This window comes from Anaerostipes sp. AF04-45, assembly GCF_003461725.1.
In the GTDB taxonomy this organism is placed as follows: domain Bacteria; phylum Bacillota; class Clostridia; order Lachnospirales; family Lachnospiraceae; genus Anaerostipes; species Anaerostipes caccae.
Genome location: NZ_QTXQ01000008.1, coordinates 159324 through 177989 on the forward strand (window position 1 = coordinate 159324; position 18666 = coordinate 177989).

The 18666-nt window shown below is 45.6% G+C and carries 18 protein-coding genes; 4 read left to right on the plus strand and 14 right to left on the minus strand.

The features are described 5' to 3' along the window. Nucleotides 1–13: 13 nt before the first annotated feature. The 12 genes from DWV34_RS13130 to DWV34_RS13185 form a co-directional block, all read right to left on the minus strand. Nucleotides 14–799: a ZIP family metal transporter gene (locus tag DWV34_RS13130; RefSeq protein ID WP_022261138.1), complete on the minus strand. Its 786-nt coding sequence runs from the start codon at nt 797–799 to the stop codon at nt 14–16. A 116-nt stretch (nt 800–915) separates the two neighbouring features. After that, nucleotides 916–1701: a phosphonoacetaldehyde hydrolase gene (gene phnX, locus DWV34_RS13135; protein WP_009288822.1), complete on the minus strand. Its 786-nt coding sequence runs from the start codon at nt 1699–1701 to the stop codon at nt 916–918. After that, nucleotides 1698–2795, minus strand: coding sequence for a 2-aminoethylphosphonate--pyruvate transaminase (gene phnW, locus DWV34_RS13140; RefSeq protein WP_009288823.1), 1098 nt, complete (start codon nt 2793–2795; stop codon nt 1698–1700). Before phnW ends, phnX begins: the two co-directional genes overlap by 4 nt. A gap of 15 nt (nt 2796–2810) precedes the next feature. After that, nucleotides 2811–3818, minus strand: coding sequence for an extracellular solute-binding protein (locus DWV34_RS13145; protein WP_022261139.1), 1008 nt, complete (start codon nt 3816–3818; stop codon nt 2811–2813). Continuing rightward, on the minus strand, nt 3815–5497 hold the full coding sequence (locus DWV34_RS13150) for an ABC transporter permease subunit (protein ID WP_009288825.1): 1683 nt from the start codon (nt 5495–5497) through the stop codon (nt 3815–3817). Before DWV34_RS13150 ends, DWV34_RS13145 begins: the two co-directional genes overlap by 4 nt. 15 nt (nt 5498–5512) lie before the next feature. Next, nucleotides 5513–6295 carry an ABC transporter ATP-binding protein gene (locus DWV34_RS13155; RefSeq protein WP_006568764.1) on the minus strand — a complete coding sequence of 261 codons (783 nt, stop codon included), beginning with the start codon at nt 6293–6295 and terminating at the stop codon, nt 5513–5515. A 160-nt stretch (nt 6296–6455) separates the two neighbouring features. After that, complete coding sequence (gene hcp, locus DWV34_RS13160; RefSeq protein WP_022261140.1) at nt 6456–8048, minus strand: hydroxylamine reductase; 1593 nt, start codon at nt 8046–8048, stop codon at nt 6456–6458. Between the two features lie 92 nt (nt 8049–8140). Beyond that, the gene (locus DWV34_RS13165) at nt 8141–8818 is read right to left on the minus strand and encodes a YoaK family protein (protein WP_009288828.1); all 678 of its coding nucleotides are present in this window, start codon (nt 8816–8818) and stop codon (nt 8141–8143) included. A gap of 14 nt (nt 8819–8832) precedes the next feature. Next, on the minus strand, nt 8833–10101 hold the full coding sequence (locus tag DWV34_RS13170) for a M18 family aminopeptidase (RefSeq protein ID WP_009288829.1): 1269 nt from the start codon (nt 10099–10101) through the stop codon (nt 8833–8835). A 14-nt stretch (nt 10102–10115) separates the two neighbouring features. Continuing rightward, the gene (locus DWV34_RS13175) at nt 10116–10364 is read right to left on the minus strand and encodes a hypothetical protein (RefSeq protein WP_009288830.1); all 249 of its coding nucleotides are present in this window, start codon (nt 10362–10364) and stop codon (nt 10116–10118) included. 187 nt (nt 10365–10551) lie between these two features. Further along, nucleotides 10552–10965, minus strand: a complete 414-nt coding sequence (locus tag DWV34_RS13180) for a MarR family winged helix-turn-helix transcriptional regulator (RefSeq protein WP_006568760.1) — start codon at nt 10963–10965, stop codon at nt 10552–10554. 216 nt (nt 10966–11181) lie between these two features. After that, on the minus strand, nt 11182–12324 hold the full coding sequence (locus DWV34_RS13185; protein ID WP_009288831.1) for an acyl-CoA dehydrogenase family protein: 1143 nt from the start codon (nt 12322–12324) through the stop codon (nt 11182–11184). Nucleotides 12325–12632: 308 nt separating this feature from the next. On the opposite strand from DWV34_RS13185, the gene DWV34_RS13190 reads away from it, so the two are divergent. From DWV34_RS13190 to DWV34_RS13200, 3 genes are read left to right on the plus strand one after another with little or no spacing between them, the layout of a single operon-like run. Next, nucleotides 12633–13409 carry an enoyl-CoA hydratase-related protein gene (locus DWV34_RS13190; RefSeq protein ID WP_009288832.1) on the plus strand — a complete coding sequence of 259 codons (777 nt, stop codon included), beginning with the start codon at nt 12633–12635 and terminating at the stop codon, nt 13407–13409. A 21-nt stretch (nt 13410–13430) separates the two neighbouring features. Then, a complete protein-coding gene (locus DWV34_RS13195; RefSeq protein ID WP_009288833.1) occupies nt 13431–14990 on the plus strand; it encodes an acyl CoA:acetate/3-ketoacid CoA transferase in 1560 nt (519 codons plus the stop codon). 26 nt (nt 14991–15016) lie between these two features. Further along, the gene (locus tag DWV34_RS13200) at nt 15017–16324 is read left to right on the plus strand and encodes a GntP family permease (RefSeq protein ID WP_009288834.1); all 1308 of its coding nucleotides are present in this window, start codon (nt 15017–15019) and stop codon (nt 16322–16324) included. Nucleotides 16325–16362: 38 nt separating this feature from the next. On the opposite strand, the gene DWV34_RS13205 is transcribed toward DWV34_RS13200, so the two are convergent. Continuing rightward, the gene (locus DWV34_RS13205; RefSeq protein ID WP_009288835.1) at nt 16363–17346 is read right to left on the minus strand and encodes an electron transfer flavoprotein subunit alpha/FixB family protein; all 984 of its coding nucleotides are present in this window, start codon (nt 17344–17346) and stop codon (nt 16363–16365) included. Further along, entirely contained in the window at nt 17343–18080 is a 738-nt protein-coding gene (locus tag DWV34_RS13210) for an electron transfer flavoprotein subunit beta/FixA family protein (protein ID WP_009288836.1), read from the minus strand. The genes DWV34_RS13205 and DWV34_RS13210 overlap by 4 nt, the downstream gene beginning before the upstream one ends. Nucleotides 18081–18272: 192 nt before the next feature. On the opposite strand from DWV34_RS13210, the gene DWV34_RS13215 reads away from it, so the two are divergent. Next, nucleotides 18273–18662: a tautomerase family protein gene (locus DWV34_RS13215; RefSeq protein ID WP_006568752.1), complete on the plus strand. Its 390-nt coding sequence runs from the start codon at nt 18273–18275 to the stop codon at nt 18660–18662. Nucleotides 18663–18666: the final 4 nt, after the last annotated feature.

The following is an 18666-nucleotide window of genomic DNA, read 5'->3' on the forward strand; positions in this document are numbered from 1 at the left end:
AGCTGTGCTCCAGCTATCCCAAGGCTACATCCAGTACCATCATGATCAGGAATCCAACCATGACACCCAGGGTTCCGGTGTGAGAGTGTTCCCCAAGATGTGCCTCAGGGATGAGTTCTTCCACTACTACATAAATCATAGCTCCTGCGGCAAAAGACAAAAGCCACGGCATATAAGTTCCAAGTCCTTCTGCCGCCAGCACGGCCAGCACACCGAACACAAATTCCACCGCGCCGGACAGTGCCCCGAACACAAAAGCCTTTCCTTTGGATAAGCCTTCTCTCCTCAGCGGAAGAGAAATTGCCGCCCCTTCCGGAAAATTCTGAATCCCGATCCCGATGGCCAGGGCGACAGCACCGCTGAATCCCACGCCTCCGTGCCCGCTCGCCACGGCGAAAGCTACACCCACGGCCATTCCCTCCGGAATGTTGTGTAAGGTAACGGCGAGGACGAGCAGAGTCGTCCTTTTAAACGAGGAAGAAAGTCCCTCCGGATGTTTCTCCCCCAGATGCAGATGCGGCATCAGCCGGTCCATCAAAAGAAGGAAGACTCCTCCGAGGATAAAGCCTCCGGCAGCCGGTATCCAGCCGATCTGCCCATTGGCTTCTGCCTCTTCGATAGCAGGGATGAGAAGGGACCATACAGACGCTGCGATCATGACACCTGCGGCAAATCCCAAAAAGACCCTCTGCATATTTTCCTGCATGTCTTTCTTTAAGAAAAAAACAGTGGCTGCGCCGAGGGCTGTCATCAAAAATGTAAATCCCGTACCTCCGGCCGCCCACTTTAAAGCTTCCATATATCCCACTCCTTAATTGCTTTTTGTTAAAACTAAATAAGCCATATCTTAAATGATATGACTTATTATTTCATATTTCTATATTATATGCAATCTTATCGAAAACATAAAGACCTTTATTGAGTCAGTTTTTTCAGCAGCTCCTCTAATCCGGACAAATTTTGTATTACATAATGGGCACCGGCATTTTTAAAGGTTTCCTTTACTTTTCTGCACACAGTTTCCTTCTGTGAATCTGTCATATTTTCGTATTCCTCTTTGGTCAGTCCCATCTCTGAGCTTCCTTCCACCACACCCACAGAAATGACACCCGCATGCCGTGCTTCTTTGATATCGGAAACCGTATCTCCGATCTTCACCACATTTTTTACCGTGGAAACCTTCAAAGCTTCCAGATTTTTAAATATCATATATGGATAAGGCCGCCCGATTCCTTCTGTGGAATCCGGTGAAAACCATGCGTCAGGCTCATATCCCTGTTCCTTTGCACCTTTTGTCACGACTTCCATCATAGCATCCGTATATCCGGTCGTGGAGCCGATCTTAATGTTTTTCTCCCTGAGAAACTCCACCGTTTCCGGCACATACGGCTTGAGCGTTGTAAACCGGTCTAAAATGCTCATAAGTTTGGACTCAAATAAGTCATACATCTGAAGTACGTGATCCTCGGAAGGTTCCGTTCCATGTTCCTTCACCCACAGATCGTGAATCCGCGGCATGGAAAGCATCGTCCTGATGTGATCGATCTTCAGCATTCCCATAGGTTCTCTCACCTCATCCATGGTCGGTTCGATTCCAAAATGTTTAAATACTTCCACGAAAGCCTGCACCGGTGCAAAACACCCATAATCTACCGTTGTACCTGCCCAGTCAAAAATAACGGCTTCTATACATCTGCTCATTGTTTCTTCTCCTTTAAAAATTGCTCCATGATTTCTGAGAGTTTCTCAATATCCTCCGGGTATATTTCTCCAATGGTGCCGATGCGGAATGTCTCGGCTTCCGTCACCTTCCCCGGATAGATCGCATACCCGCGCTCTTTGATATAATGATACATCTCACTGAACGTAAAATCTGTATCTGCCGGATACAAAAACGTAGTGATGACCGGTCCCTGATGCGCGCCGTCAATATAAGGCTGCATACCCATAGACTGAAACCGTTCGATCAAAATGCGGTTGTTTTCCCGGTAGCGGGCCGCCCTTTTTGCAATTCCGCCTTCTGCTTCCAGTTCTTTAAGCGCTTTTGCAAAGGCAAGGACCGTATGAGTAGGGGAGGTAAATCTCCATTTTCCGTCCTTCTCCATCGTTTCCCACTGGTCATATAAGTCCAGGGACAGGCTTCTGGCGTTTCCTTTACTGTCTGACAGCTTCTTTTTATCGGCGATGATAAAAGAAAAGCCCGGAACACCCTGAATACATTTATTTGCGCTGCTTATGAGAAAATCAATGCCTAATTGTCCGACTTCAATGTCCACGCCTCCAAAACTGCTCATAGCATCGACGATTAACGTCTTATTGTATTCCTTCACCACAGAAGCAATGGCCTCAATATCATTGAGAATGCCGGAAGTCGTCTCACTGTGCACCATAGCCGCATGAGTGATTGCAGGATCTTCTCTCAGTATCTTTTCAACAACTGCTGCCTGGGGAACTTTTCTATAATCTTCCCGATAAATTTCATAAGGTATCCCCGCATGCTCTGCAATGTCCGCCATACGCTCCCCATATGCACCGTTAGCAATGATCAAAAGCTTTCCGTTTTCATTTATCACGCTGGTGATCACGGATTCTACACCAAAGGTCCCGCTGCCCTGCATGAGGACGGCCGTATAGTCGTCCTCTGACACGTGAGCAAGGGAAAGCAGCTGTTTCCTTATCGTCTGGGTGATGTTTTTATAATCTTCATCCCAGGTACAGTGATCAAAAAGCATCTCTTGTTTTACAGTGTCCGTGGTTGTAAGCGGACCGGGGGTTAATAACTTATAGTGGTTCATCTTTCTACCTTTCTCTTATTTTGCGCTTTCTGATAATTCCTGATGTTTTTCCAGAAGATCCAAAGTCAGTTTTTCTTTAAATACTTTTGGGTTTCCGGATTTGTTTTCACTCGATTCGTCCTCGCCGTTATAAATCGGAATCGGATACGTCTTAATCAAGTCTGTTCTTCCCTTTTTGATGATGCATTCTGCCATCTCAAGGGCAAGCTTTTTCTTGCCGCTGTCTTTTTTGTCCACTACGGAAACACACTCTGTCAGAGAAAAATTTCCTTCTTTCGGGTCTACATAATCAATCGGAAGACCGTCCTTTTTGTCTGCCACCGCCTGCTGTCTTAAACCAAATCCAATGGCCACTTCCCCTGCCCGGACCTTCTTGATCGGAGCGGAGCCTGAATCTTCGATGTGGTCTCCTGCATTCTGGTAAATGTCGTGGAGGATGCTTTTTGCTTCTTTCTCCCCATATTCAGACACAAGGCCCTGGATCAAAAGCCATGCGGTGGAAGATGCTTTGATATCCGTCACGGAAATAGATCCTTTATACACGGGCTTTGCCAGGTCTTTGATGGATTTCGGTTTCGGAAGTTTCTTCTCCTTCATTACTTCCGTGTTCAGGATCAATGTTCCTTCCTGTGCCGTGATTGGTGACTCATACTTCTGAAAATCAGATTCTTTCTTTAAGTTCCTGTCGAAACCAAGATCCGCAAACATCTTGTTTTTCTTCTGGGCACTCTCAATATAGAAGGTGCTCATCGTCACCATATCGGCCTCTATATTTTTGCCCTCTGCGATCAGCTTTCCTCCCAGTTCTGAGGTTCCAAACGTCTGAAGAATATATTTCCCTTTGTATCCGTTTCCGTCCAGCGCTTTTTTCATAGCCTCCACGGCTTCGTCATCTGCGTTGGAATAGATCACCACCTGCTCATCCTGTTTTTTCGCGGAACACCCGGAGGCAAGCACTCCGGTCGCTGCCAGAAGGGCAGCCATACACATCACTGATGCTCTTTTTAACCATGTCTTTCTCATAAACTTCTCTCCTTGTTTTTTCTAATATGTAATTTAAAGAATTGTCCAGCCGCTCCTCCCTCTGTGACTCCTGCAAGTTTGGTAAATGCAAACTTACCGATCACATTTGTCGCAAGAATTAAAAGAGAAAGCACAAACACTTCGTTAAATTTGTTATAATACTGCAGTTCTTTGATCTTCGTCGTGATGACCATTGTCCTGGCCCCAGCGATGAAGATGACCGCACTGATCGTCACCATGGCATTGATAAAGTAATAACTGAATACCTCGATGATCGTACTCAATGCGTTGGGCGTTACAATTCTCAAAATGGTTTTTGCCCAGCTGTCTCCCATAAGCATCGCTGTTGTCTCCCATGAGGCGTTCATTTTCCCCAGGGAACTCTTCATCATCAGATAAGGCGTGGAAAAAAAGTGGACCACGTTGCAGATGATAATCAGCAAAAATGTATTTTGAAGACTGGTGCCTGAAAATAGGAATAAAAATGCGAGGCCCAGCACCATTCCGGGTATCGTGTTCGTCACCAGGGCAATTCCTTCTATGATGTCTTTTGCCTTTTGACTGATCCTGCTTCTGGCTGTCACCAGGGCGCTTCCATATGCGGCTATGGTGCCGAGTGCTGCCGTGGCCGCTGCTACAAACAATGAATTTGTGTAGACATTGAAAAGGTTCGGGTCCTCAAAGACATTTCTGAAATTGTCCAGTGTAAAACTAAGCCTGTAGGGCCATTCTTCCACAAATGGAATTACAAAAATGACTGCAAATACAGATAAGACGCTGACGATCAGAAGAATACTGACCCCGCCGCATAAACCATCTCTGACTCTGTTCTTTTTCAGTTCGATCTTGGAAATCTTGTTATACCTAATCTGGTATTTCTCCAATATTTTTAAAACCGTAATGCTGACGACAGACGGCACAAGCATTACGACAGCCACTACCGCGCCGTTTTGGAAATTCGGTATGCTTCCGAGCATCTCGCTGTAAAGCAGAGATGCGATGGTCTTAAACTTTCCTCCCACTGCCGCCGGAATACCGAAATCCGTAAAACTCAAGAAAAAAGACTGAATCACGGATGCAGCCAGCGTTCCTAAAAGAGGACGAAGCACTGTCATTTTGAAATTTGCAAAGGCACTGTCACCCATCACTCTGGACACAACCATATACTTTTTATCTATGTAGCCCATCGTATTATTGATCAGCATGAATGAAATAGGCAGAGTATAAATGACGTAGCCCATCAAAAGACCTTTCATTCCGTAGATTTCAAACAGCTGCTTCCCGAACAGCCGGGTCAGAAGCCCCTGTTTTCCGAAAGAATAAATGATTGCAAAACCGTAGGTAATCGTCGGCAGAAACATGGGCAGCACAGCGGCTCCTTTGATAAATGTCTTGATCCAGTTCGGTGTGTTTGTATAGTGGATCGTATAAGCCAGGATAAATGCCAGCAGAGTCGTAACCGCCGCGCTCAGTCCCGCAACGCCGAAGCTGTTTCTCAAGATTTCCAAAAAATCTTTCCGTGCAAAAACAGACTGAAAATTTTGTAAGGTAAGCCCTCCTCCTTCTGTCGTAAACGACTTCATCAGAAGCTGTACCACCGGGACTGCTAAAAATGTAAGAAAGATCAGCGCGATCCCGGCAAATATGATTTTAATCTCTTTTTCTTTTCTATGTTTCATCTCATTTCTGCCGCCTTATGAAACAAGGCTTTCCTTTCCGGGCTGTATATTCAGCTGATTTTTAAACAGCGTGAAGATATTGTTCTTCTTGATCTCCAGCTGGTTCAGGATAAAATTCTTCACAAAATCATTCTGGGGCGCATTGACGATCTGTTCCGGCTCGCTGTACTGGGAAATCCGCCCTTCATTTACGATCAGCACCCGGTCAGAAAGTGTCAGAGCCTCTTCGGGATCATGAGTCACGATGACCGTAGTCAGATGAAATTCTTTCGCAATCGTCTTGATCCTGTTTTTTATGGATTCCTTAATCACTCCGTCCAGTGCGCTTAAAGGCTCATCTAAGAGAAGGATTTTGGGCTTCATGACCAAAGTCCTTGCCAGTGCCACTCTCTGCTTCTGTCCTCCTGAAAGCTGCTCAATCTTTTTCGGAAGATGATCCTTCAGTCCAAGCAGGCCGATCAGTTCGTCCACTTCCTCTTTTGACGAAATGTCCGGCTTATTTTTCAGCCCGTATGTAATGTTTTGATATACATTCAAGTTCGGGAACAGAGCATAATCCTGAAACACGATGTTGAATCCCCTCTTTTCCATTGGGGAATCCGTGATATCTTTTCCGTTAAACTCAATTTTTCCGCTGTCCGGTTCTGTAATTCCGAGGATCATATTTAATAGTGTTGTCTTTCCGCAGCCGGACGGCCCCAGGATGGAAACAATCTCTCCATCCGGAATCTCCAGAGATATTCCGTCCAGCACCGTAGTGCCGTCATAGGATTTCTTTATATTTTGTAATTTCAGCATAAACTTCCATTCCTTTCTCAATCGATATCATCTCTTTGAACAAGACCAAGTCTATCACCGAAAGTTTGAATTCATTTGAACATCATGTTAAATGTTGGTAAAAAAACAGAAGGAAGATCCCTTGATAAAGATCTTCCTTCTATGAAAAAGTATTGAATCATTAACCCAGTATTTCTCTCAGATCACTTTCCGGGTCTGAAACAGGATGTATCCGGTATTCCTTTACCAGCATATCCAGTACGCCCGGTGATAAAAATGCCGGCAGTTTCGGTCCAAGATAAATATCCTTCATGCCGAGATAAAGAAGAGTCAGCAAGATACACACCGCCTTTTGTTCATACCATGACAGTACCAGGGTCAGCGGCAGGTCGTTGATCCCGCAGGAAAAGGCTTCTGCCAGAGCCTGGGCTGTTTTGACGGCACTGTATGCGTCATTGCACTGTCCCATATCCATGATCCGGGGCAGTCCTCTGATCTCTCCCAGGTCCATATCATTGAACCGGTACTTTCCACAGGCCAGCGTCAGGATGATGCTGTCTTTCGGAGTCTGTTTTACGAATTCCGTGTAATAACTCCGCTCCTTGTGTGCCCCGTCGCAGCCTCCCACAAGGAAGAAATGACTGATCTCGCCCTTTTTCACCGCATCCACGACCGTATCTGCCACAGACAGTACTGTATTGTGCCCAAAGCCGGTCACCGTGCTGCTGCCGCCGTTGATTCCTGTAAATTCTCTGTCTTCTGCATACCCTCCCAGTTCCAGCGCTTTTTCGATCACCGGGGTGAAATCTTTGTCCTCACCGATGTGAACCATTCCCGGATAGGAGACGACTTCCGTCGTAAAGACTCTGTCTGCATAGGACGGTTTTACCGGCATCAGACAGTTGGTCGTAAACAGCACCGGAGCCGGGATATGGTCAAATTCTTTCTGCTGGTTCTGCCACGCAGTGCCGAAATTGCCTTTCAGATGCGGATACTTTTTAAGTTCCGGGTAAGCATGGGCCGGGAGCATTTCCCCGTGTGTATAAATATTAATCCCCTTGTCTTCCGTCTGCTCCAGCAAAAGTTTCAGATCGTAAAGATCATGTCCCGTTATGACAATGAACGGTCCTTTTTCCACCTTAAAAGGAACGGATACAGGCTCTGGGTTCCCAAATGTTTCTGTGTTTGCCTTATCGAGAAGTTCCATACACTGTAAATTCACTTCTCCAAGCTTCAGTGCAAGTGATAAAAGCCGTTCTTTGGGAAGATCGTAGCCTATGGATGCCATGCCTTCATAGAAGAACCGGTTTACCGTCTGATCCGAATAGCCCAGCACCATGGCGTGATAAGCATAGGCTGCCATTCCCCTCAATCCAAACAAGATCAGGGATTTTAAGGACCGTATGTCTTCCTTCTCCTCCCAGAGTTTTTTCATCACATAGTCATCGTTTCTTCCGCAGGGTGAGGAACATTCCCCGCAGGAAGGCACTAATTTTTCCTTCTCCCTGTGCACCAGGCCGATCTGCTGCCGGATCGTCTCCGGGTTAAAATTTACATTGGTTATTGTCGTAAACAAGCCAGACAGCATGGCCCTGTCCGTACTGTCCAAAGGCCGGCTCCCTTCTGTGGAACGGGCAAGGCTAATCAAAGCTCCGGTCAACCGGTCCTGGAGTTCTGAAGTCTCTGCATCTTTCCCGCAGACCCCTGCTGCTCCTGTACATCCGCTGCATCCTGCCGTCTGTTCACACTGAAAGCAAAACATCTTTTTATCCATCGCTCTATCCTCCTGAAATTTCTTATATTTGAGTTTGTTCCTTGAGTATACAGGAGTGAGCCTTAAAAATCTGTTGGATATTCAACACTTTGTCAATTAATTTTCTTTGTCTCCATAAACATCATGAAAAATACTGCCAGAAGAAGTGCAGAACAGATCAGAACGGCATTGTGAGAAAGCACATTTCCTGCCACCGTGCCTGCTGCCGCACCTACTATGAAAAACAAAATAATCCCAAAGTATTTCAGGCTCCTGTTCAGCAGTTCCCGGTCTTTCGTCTGGAAATATTTAAACAGGATTTCCATTCCGCTTCTTAAGTTTCCTGTGCACATGGTCGTCGCATAGGCATTTCCGTGTACCTTTCGAAAGGTCTCCACCTGCATGGCACAGACAAAAGAAATGATCACATTGGCGATCATATCCGCTTCTCCCGAAGGGATAAAGGCAACCAGGCAGATCATCGCCGCTTCGATCATGACAATGATCTGTCTCCAATGGATTTTTGGATGCTGTTTAAAATACTTCTTGATGAGTTCCACCACAATGACTCCGGCCGCAAAGGCCAGAATAGGGATGGCGTAATGGACACCCCCCTGCCACTTTCCTTTTTGCAGGCTGATGCCCAGCAGTACGATATTTCCGGTCTGGGCATTGGCAAACACTCCGCCTCTGAAAAGATAACTGTACGCATCCAGAAATCCCCCGACAACTGCCAAAACGGCACCCAGCTGAAAAGCCTCGGACATCTGGATTTTCTTATGCTGTTTCACTGAATCTGCCTCCCTTAACCGCAGTAAAATTCCTGAAGAGCCCTGATCATATATTCTGTGTCCCTGGCTCCTGCCGTCTCATAGGCAGAATGCATGGCAAGCTGGGCAAGGCCGATATCCACGGCTTTTAACGATACACTGCCCGTCAGAATATTTCCGAGAGTGGAGCCTCCCGGCAAGTCTGAGCGGTTGTGGAAGGTCTGATAAGGAACTCCGGCTTTTTCACAGATATGTTTCATCATCGCACCGGAGTATGCATCCGTCGTATATTTTTGATTGGCACTGTACTTGATCACAATTCCTTCATTCATATACGGCCGGTTCGTAAGATCTGCCTTTCCGGGCTGGTTTGGGTGTACCGCATGAGCATTGTCCGCAGAGATCATAAAGCTCTCCGCCACGGTCATCCGGTACTGCTCCCCGGTTCTCCCCAGCGCCTCATTTACCCGCCACAGAACATCTTCTAAAAATGTAGATCCGGCTCCCTGTTTTGTTCCGCTGCCGACCTCCTCATTGTCAAACGCACAAAAGACATTCATATACTCTCTGCCCTCACTGTTCACAAAAGCCTGCAAAGATGCGAATACACACTGAAGGTCATCGAGCCTCGGTGCCGACATAAACTCGCCGTTTGCTCCCCATACAGTTCCCGGCATCCGATTATACAGGTAAAGATCTGTACCGAGAATATCATTTTCATTTACACCCGCCTCGGATGCAGTTGTCCGCATAAATGTCTTTTCGGCTGTCTGGTCCCCCAAGACAGGAAGCATATGAATCTGAGGGTTCAGTGCGTCATCCTCTGCTCCTCTTTTCATATGGATCGCAAGCCTTGGGATCATCAAGAGATCTTTCTCTATATGAATCAGCTTTTCCGTAAGTTTTTCCCCATCTCTCACAATAATTTTTCCTGCCACAGAGAGCGGACGGTCAAGCCAGGAGTCCATGAGCATTCCCCCATATTTTTCGGTATTTAATTTTGTATAATGCTTTTCTGCCTGTAATTCCATATTCTCTTTGATCTTAAAAGCGGGTGAGTCCGTATGGGATGCGGTAATATGAAACCCTTTTAATTTTTTCTCCGGTATACAGAAAGCAGCCAACGAAGAACCGTTTCTGCTGGTAAAATACTTACCACCCTTTTCTATCTTCCATGCCTCCTGCTCCCTCAGTTCCGTAAATCCATTTTCTGTCAATTCTCTCTTTATCTGTTCCACAGCGTGATAGCTGCACGGACTCTTTTCAATAAACTGAAACAACTGCCGGTTAATCTGATCTGACATGTTCTGCCTCCTTCTCAGCATCTCTTCTTTATAAAAACAACAAATAAGTTTACCAGGCAAAAAAATAATAAAATAATTGTAACAGGCAAACATTTTATAGCCTGAAACTCATTTCCTGCCCAAATCATAAAAACTATCAAAACAATGGATGCCGGAATTATATATCCAAATCCCTTCTTCATGTTTAATAGTTTTATCTGTATATATATACTTAGCATTAAAACAATAATCACAGCAATTGTATATAATCTATAACTGTCCATTTTACTATAACCTCCTGTCTCATCTGATCAAGTCAATGCATTTTTACTTCTAAATTAAGCCCTATTATATGCCAATCAACTTCAAATGTAAATTATCTGATTCCCCATACCCTTAATAGAACAAAAAAATAGCAGCCAGAAAGACACCTTTCCGCTGCATATTCTTTCGATATAAAATTCTTAGCAATCAGATTCCCGCCAGGTGCCTTAAGGATTCCTTCAGTGCTTCCTGTTCCTGCTGTCCCATATCTTTCAGGACGATTCTGTTGACCTCTTCCACTGTTTCGAGAATCGGTTCTTCCAAGTCATTCCCCTTATCCGTCAATATAATCTCTACAAAACGCCGGTCTTCTTTGCTGACTTTTCTCTTGATCAATCCTTTTTTCTCCATTCTCTCAAGAACACCTGAGATCGTAGAGTTTTCCAGCCTCAGTTCTTCTGCGATCTCCTTCGGACTGTTTTTCTTCTTCACCCAAAGACAATACATCACACCGTACTGTACCGGAGTCACGTCAAATTTAGAGAGCTGTGCGCTCATCTCCTGAAACACCGCGTGCTGGGCAGTGGTCAAAAGATAGTTGATACATTGATTCAATTCCATCCGTTCCTTTTCCCTCCTACACAAAACTACATGCAAACACTTCAAACTGTTTGCATACTATATATTTCATCATATCTGTTACAAAAACTTCTGTCAAGAAGACATACTATAATTTTAAGGCTTTTATCCTAAAGCAAAGTCATCCTTGTAAAGCATGAAAAGGGGATGCCATAATTGACATCCCTGAAAACTTAGGATTCATATTCCAAAAACAGACTATCTGAAAATCGCTCCGCTCACAACCAGCTTCTGGATTTCATTGGTTCCCTCGTAGATCTGAGTAATCTTGGCGTCTCTCATCATGCGCTCTACATGGTATCCCTTCATATAACCGTTTCCGCCCAGCATCTGCACCGCCTCTGTTGTCACATGCATTGCCGCCTCTGTACAGAGGTATTTTGCCTTTGCGGCCGGAATAGAATATCGTCTTCCTTCCTGTTTGTCGGCAGCAGCCTTATAAAGCATGAGTTTTGCGGCATCAATTTCCATTTCAAGTTCCGCCATCTTAAATGCAAGATACTGGTTCCTGTATAATGGTTTGCCGAACTGCTCTCTCGTCTTTAAGTATTCTTTTGCAATCTCAAATGCACCTTCTGCAATTCCAAGTCCCTGTGCGGCAACACCGATACGGCCTCCGTCCAGAGTCTTCATAGCCAGTTTAAATCCGTCTCCGGAAGGAACGATCATATTTTCTGCCGGCACCCGTACATTTTCCAGGATCATCTCTGAAACCTGTGCGGAACGGATTCCCATCTTGTCTTCCACTTTGCCCACTGAAAATCCGGGAGTTCCTTTCTTCACCACGAAACAGGACAGTCCCTTGGCTTTTTTCTCAGGTTCCGTCAGGGCATATACTGCCGTATAATCGGCTAAAGGTCCATTCGTATTGAAACACTTCATACCGTTTAATATGTACTCATCCCCGTCTTTTTCAGCAACGGTTACACATCCGCCCGCATCAGATCCCGCATTTGGTTCCGTGAGTCCGAAAGATCCGAAGTGCTGTCCGGACAATACCGGCGCCAGAAATTCATTCTTTTTCTCGACCGGAGCGTCAGAGTTCATGATGCTTCCTCCATATAAAGAAGTGGATACAGAATAAGAAATACCCACAGAAGCATCTACTTTAGAGATCTCCTCCACTGCCAATACATAAGACAGGTAATCGGCTCCCTGGCCTCCGACTTCTTTCGGATAAGGAAGTCCGATCAGTCCCAGTTCTCCCATCTTCTTATAGAGATCTACCGGAAATTCACTGTTGGCATCTCTCTCGAGCACTCCCGGCTGTAACTCTGTCTGAGCAAAGTTTCTTGCTGTCTCCTGAATGGCTGCCTGCTGTTCCGTTAATTCAAAATTCATAAATAATCACTCCTTTCACCAAACTTAACATAAATTTACCATTTTGTTTCCTTATATTTGCATACTAATATTTTGTAAGCTAAATATATCACCCCTTGTGCATATTGTCAATAAACTTTTATAATCTTTTATAGAATTATACAATTTAAATAAAATATATTGATAAACCATTGACAAACACGCAAATATAGTCCATATTAGAAGCATAAATAATATTTTGTATCCTAAATATTTGCACGCCAATATGTTAATTTTCTAACAAGAGCTGATTAAGTGTAATGTATATGTCATTTCAAGGAGGATTTAGAATGAACAATTTATTAATGGAAGTAGAAAACGAGATCGCAGTAGTTACAATCAACAGACCAAAATCTTTAAATGCCTTAAACAGTGAGACATTAGCAGAATTAGACCAGTGCTTTTCCGAGATCTCCCGCCGCAAGGACATCAGAGTCGTTATCCTTACAGGATCAGGAGAAAAATCATTTGTAGCCGGAGCCGATATTTCTGAAATGGTCAATGCCACTCCTGCGGAAGGAAGACAGATGGGTCTGCTGGCAAAGGAAGCATTCCTTAAATTAGAGACAATGCCTCAGGTAACGATCGCCGCTGTCAACGGATATGCTCTCGGAGGCGGATGTGAGATCTCCATGGCCTGTGATATCCGTGTAGCCGCAGAAAATGCAAGATTCGCACAGCCGGAAACAGGACTCGGAATCCTCCCGGGATTCGGAGGAACACAGCGTCTCTCCCGCTTAGTCGGAAAAGGACGTGCAAAAGAACTTATCTTTACCTGTGACCAGATCGACGCCGAAGAAGCTTACAGGATCGGACTTGCAAACAAGGTAGTTCCTCAGGCAGAACTGATTGATTACTGCAAAAAGATGGCAGCTAAGATCATGTCCAAAGGAAGCTATGCAATCTCTCTTGCAAAAGAAGCGATCAACACAGGCATGGACACCGATTTAAGCAGCGGACTTACATTAGAAGCAGATTTATTCGGACTCGCATTTTCTACGGAAGATAAAAAAGAAGGTATGACTGCATTTCTTGAAAAACGCAAAGCAGATTTAAAAGATTTCTAAAATAAATGAAGGAGAAAAACTATGGGAAAAGTTAAGATTATTACAGCAGATCAGGCCGCTGCCCTGGTAGAAGATAATACAACCGTCACTACCAGCGGATTTGTTGCCAGCGGAATGCCGGAAGCCCTTACAAAAGCTCTGGAAAAAAGATTTTTGGAAACCGGTTCTCCGAAAAACCTGACTTTATTTTACGCTGCTGCCCAGGGAAACCGTGACGGAAGCGGTGCGGATCATTTTGCCCACGAAGGAATGACCAAACGTGTCATCGGCGGACACTGGAACATGGTCCCGACGCTTGGACAGCTGGTCCTTGATAACAAAATTGAAGGATACAATCTGCCGCAGGGCACTCTGGCACAGCTCTACCGTGCCATCGCCGGTCACAAACCCGGCGTGATCACTCATGTGGGATTAAATACATTTGCCGACCCGCGCATTGAAGGCGGCAAATTAAATGACATTACGACCGAGGACATCGTAGATGTGGTAGAAATCTTAGGAGAAGATAAATTACTATATAAATCTTTTCCGCTGAACATCGGATTCATCCGGGGTACATATGCTGACGAGCACGGCAACGTGACACTTTCCCATGAATGCTGTACAACAGAAGTCACAACCATGGCTCAGGCAGTGAAGAACAGCGGCGGAAAAGTTGTGGTGCAGGTGGAAAAGGTCGTCGCAGACGGTACCTTAGATCCAAAATTAGTCAAGATCCCCGGAATCTATGTGGATGCAGTCGTGGAAGTGGAAAATATGCAAGACCACGAACAGTGTGTAGGATGTGACTATGACGGTGCAATGACCGGAGACTTCCGTATTCCTTTAAGCAGCCTTGAATATCCTCCTCTTTCCGCAAAAAAGATCATCGGCCGGAGAGCTGCCATGGAACTGACGGAAAATACCGTGGTCAACTTAGGAATCGGTATTCCTGAATATATCTCTATGGTTGCCAATGAGGAAGGCATCGGAGATTATATGACTCTGACCGTAGAGGCAGGGCCTGTCGGCGGCGTGCCTCAGGGAGGAGCCAAATTTGGAGGTTCCGTCAATCCCGAATGTATTTTAGACCAGCCGTACCAGTTTGATTTCTATGACGGAGGCGGAGTTGACTATGCATTCTTAGGCCTTGCACAGGCAGACAAAGACGGAAACATCAACGTCAGCAAGTTCGGTCCGAGGATTGCAGGCTGCGGCGGATTTGTAAACATTACTCAGAATGCAAAACGCTGCTACTTCTGCGGAACCTTTACTGCCGGCGGTTTAAAAACGTCTGTAAAAGATGGAAAGCTTATCATTGATCAGGAAGGAAAATCTAATAAGTTCCTGGACACGGTAGAACAGATTACGTTCAGCGGCGAGTACGCAAATAAAGTCGGCCAGCCGGTTCTCTATATCACAGAGCGCGCTGTCTTTGAACTGAGAAAAGACGGTGTCTATCTGACAGAAGTTGCCCCTGGCATCGATATCCAAACACAGATCATCGACCATATGGGATTCACTCCTAAAATGGACGGTACGCCAAAGCTTATGGATGAAAGAATTTTCAGAGATGAGCTGATGGGTCTGAAACACGATTAGCAATCCACAAATAAAGGAGGGTTTTTGTGAATTTACAAATCTTAGTCTTAGTCCTGGCGATTGTCCTGTTCGGAGTCTTAGCTTTTAAACAGATGAGTGCCCTGATCCTGGCTCCGCTTGTCACGATCTTCGTGGTTATCTGCTCCAGGCTTCCAATCCTGGACTCGCTGAAAAATGCATTTATGCCTGCAGCATCCGACTACGTGACAAAGTATTTTCTCGTATTCTTTGTCGGCGCACTGTTCGGCTCCGTTTATCAATATACCGGAGCCGCAGAATCCATAGCCAGAGCGATCGCAGGGCTCTGCCGCGGAAAATTCGTGGCACCGATCATCATGATCATCACCGGTCTTTTGACCTTTGGAGGAGTCAGTGGCTTCGTTGTATTTTTTGTTATCTATCCAATCGCATTAAACTTATTCAAGGAAGCGAATCTTACAAGAAGGCTCATCCCGGCCGCAATCTCTGCCGGATGCTGGACCTGGTCCATGAGCGGTCCCGGTTCTCCTTCTATTCAGAATGTCATTGCCATGGATAATCTTGGCACACCGGCAACAGCCGCATTTGTTCCATCTCTGATCACGACTGCGGCTATGTTTATCATGATTTTTGTCTGGCTGGAAATGCGGGCAAGAAAGTTTACGAAAAAGGGATATCGTTTTATCGATAAGTCCTTAAAATATCAGCTGAGTGAAGAAGAGATGGCCATCGATGAAGATAAAAATCTTCCCCACGTTGCTATCGCTGTCCTTCCGATTGTGCTCATTCTGGTGCTCTTCAACATCGTGAAGCTTCCTGTGGAGACATCTGTATTTGCAGGTGTAGCCCTGGCAACCATTCTGATGTTTAACAGGATCAAGGGCATCAACGAATGGATCAACGTATTTAACAAAGGTGCTTCTGACTCCGGCGTTGCTATCTTAAATACTGCAATCGTTGTAGGTTTTGGAGGCGTTGTACAGAAAACCCAGGGCTTTACCGACCTGGTTGCCGCTCTGAAAGACATGAGCATGCCTCCTCTGGTGTTTGTAATGATCACCGTGGCTGTCTGTGCAGGAGCCTGCGGCTCTGCTTCCGGCGGTATGGGGGTTGCCTTTAATGCTTTGAAGTCTACCTATATTAAAATGGGAATCCCGCTGCCTTATGTGCACAGGATTTCCGCCATCGCAGCCGGTACTTTAGATACACTTCCTCATCAGGGAGCGCAGATCACACTGCTCGGCATTTGTAAAATGACCCATAAAGAAGCTTACTGGGATATTGCGGTTACGCAGATTATCATACCATTTATATCCTGCGGAATCTTTATCGTCTTAGCTTCTTTTGGACTATAAACTTAACATTGAAGATCCGGTCCTCCGGGTCTTCTTTTTTACAACGGCAGTTTCAAAAATTCTTCCAATATCTTTTTTGCATCTCCCACAATGCCATAATCGCAGTATTTAAAAACAGCTGCATTCGGGTTACTGTTCACTGCGATCACTGTCCCGGCCCTGACTCCGGTCATGTGCTGAACCGCCCCGGAAATTCCAAATGCTATATAAATGTCCGGTTTCGTTATACACCCTGTCTGTCCGATCTGCTGCTCCGGAAGCATCCACCCTGCATCCACACACGGCCTTGTGCATCCGGCCTGTGCTCCGATCCTTTCGGCGAACTGTAAAAGCAGCCGAAATCCCTCCGGACCTTTCAGCCCTCTTCCCCCGGCCGCAATGATATGTGCATCTTCCAGGGAAATCTTCTTTTCTTCTTTTATAAGATCCAGTGTTCTTTTTCTCTCTGTTATCTCCTGCAGCCAGTCTGCCGAAAACGCAGTAAACTTTCCTTGTCTGCCGTCTGTCTCACAGGCCTTTTTAAATACTCCCGGCTTTGCCAGCGCCATCTGCACAGGAACCTCCGGCATCGAAACCACAGACATGCTCTTCCCGTCAAAAGCAGGCTTAGTTACCAGCAGTTTCCCTGTTTCCTTGTCAATCTCCAATCCGACAGCATCCGTCATCACTTCTGTTCCAAGCATGGCGGCCAGAGTCGGCAGCAGTGTCTTTCCGAACAACGTTGCCCCTCCCAGAATCATATCCGGTTTCTGCTCCTTAACAATCTCATACAGAATCCTGCTGTGAGTCTCCAGCTGCTTTTGTTTAAGACTTGGATGATCCGCCGCTATGATTCGGTCTGCGGGATACCTGAGAAGATCCTTACATGTTTTTTCGACATCATTTCCCACGATTGTCAAAATCAATTCTGCATCCAGAGAATCTGCCAGCTTCCTGCCTTCTCCCAGAAGCTCAACTGTCACGTGGGCCGCATGTTGATTCTGTATCTCTCCTATGATCAAAATTTTTGATGTTTTCTTCATACGGCCTCCTTTTCTTTGATCAGCTGCCAAAGCTTTTCCGCCAGCTCCTGCTCGTCTCTGCCGGTCAGCATCTGTCTGTTTTTCGGCGCCTCATCCGGTATATACTCCCGAACCTGTTTTATGATCTTTTTTGTTTTCCCCTGTTCACCTTTCAAAACAGGAATCACCGTACTCTCTGCATATGCGGACATAATGTCAGCAACATTCGGGTGTCTCAGCGCATTGTCTTCTCTTACCGAGAGAACCAGGGCAGGCAAAGAACTCTCTGTCCGCTCTGTTCCCTCTCCAGCCATACACCAATTAAATATTTTCTTGTCTGAAACTTTCATTTTTTTTGAATAGGCAATCAGAGGAATCTTCAGGAAAAATGCCGTCATGGCCGCCATATGGGCGGCATCCCCGTCAATGGCCTGACGGCCGCACAGGATAATGTCGAACATATCTTCTGCCTCTATCGCCCCGGCAAGCAGTTTTGCACTGTGGCTGATATCTCCTGTTTCCTTTTTAAGGACCAGAACCGCTCTGTCCGCTCCCCATGTCAAAGCCTCCCGCGCAGTCTTCTCTGCTTCCGGCGGCCCGATCACCATGGCTGTCACTGTGCCCCCCTCCTGATCTCTCAGATTCAGAGCTTCTTTCAAAACATTTTTATCACTGTCGCTGATCCCTTCCGCAGTCTGATATTTCACTTGTTCCTCTTTTGGCGGAACTTCTTTTAAATAAACCAATATGTTCAACCTTTTTTCACTCCCTTCCCAGCCTTAATCCGAAGTTTATTTCAAATAAAGTTGTTGACTCTGAAAAACTGCTGTGCTATGATACCCATGCAAATTAATTTGCATCCCATTAGTTCGTATGCTAATTAATTGTTACTGTTATATTACCACCATTATTTTTATCTGTCAACGATAGAAAGTGAGGATTCTGTTATGCCATTGATTCAAGTAGACTTACAAAAACAAGATGATAAAAAAAGACTGAAAAATATTTTGGATACCATTCACGAATGTGCGGTTGAAGCCTTTGAAATACCGGAGCGGGACCGCTATCAGATCGTCAGTCAGCACGATCCGGAAGAAATGATCCTCCTAGATACCGGCCTTGGATTTGAGCGCACAAAGGATCAAATCGTGGTCCGTGTCACAAGCAAACAGAGACCCCGGGAGAAAAAAGAAAAACTTTACTCCCTGCTCTGTGAAAGACTAAATGTAAACTGCGGGATTCCGCCAAAAGACCTGCTCGTCTCCATAACAGAAAACAGCGATGCCGACTGGAGTTTCGGATTCGGGAAAGCCCAGTTTCTGACCGGAGACCTCTAAATTA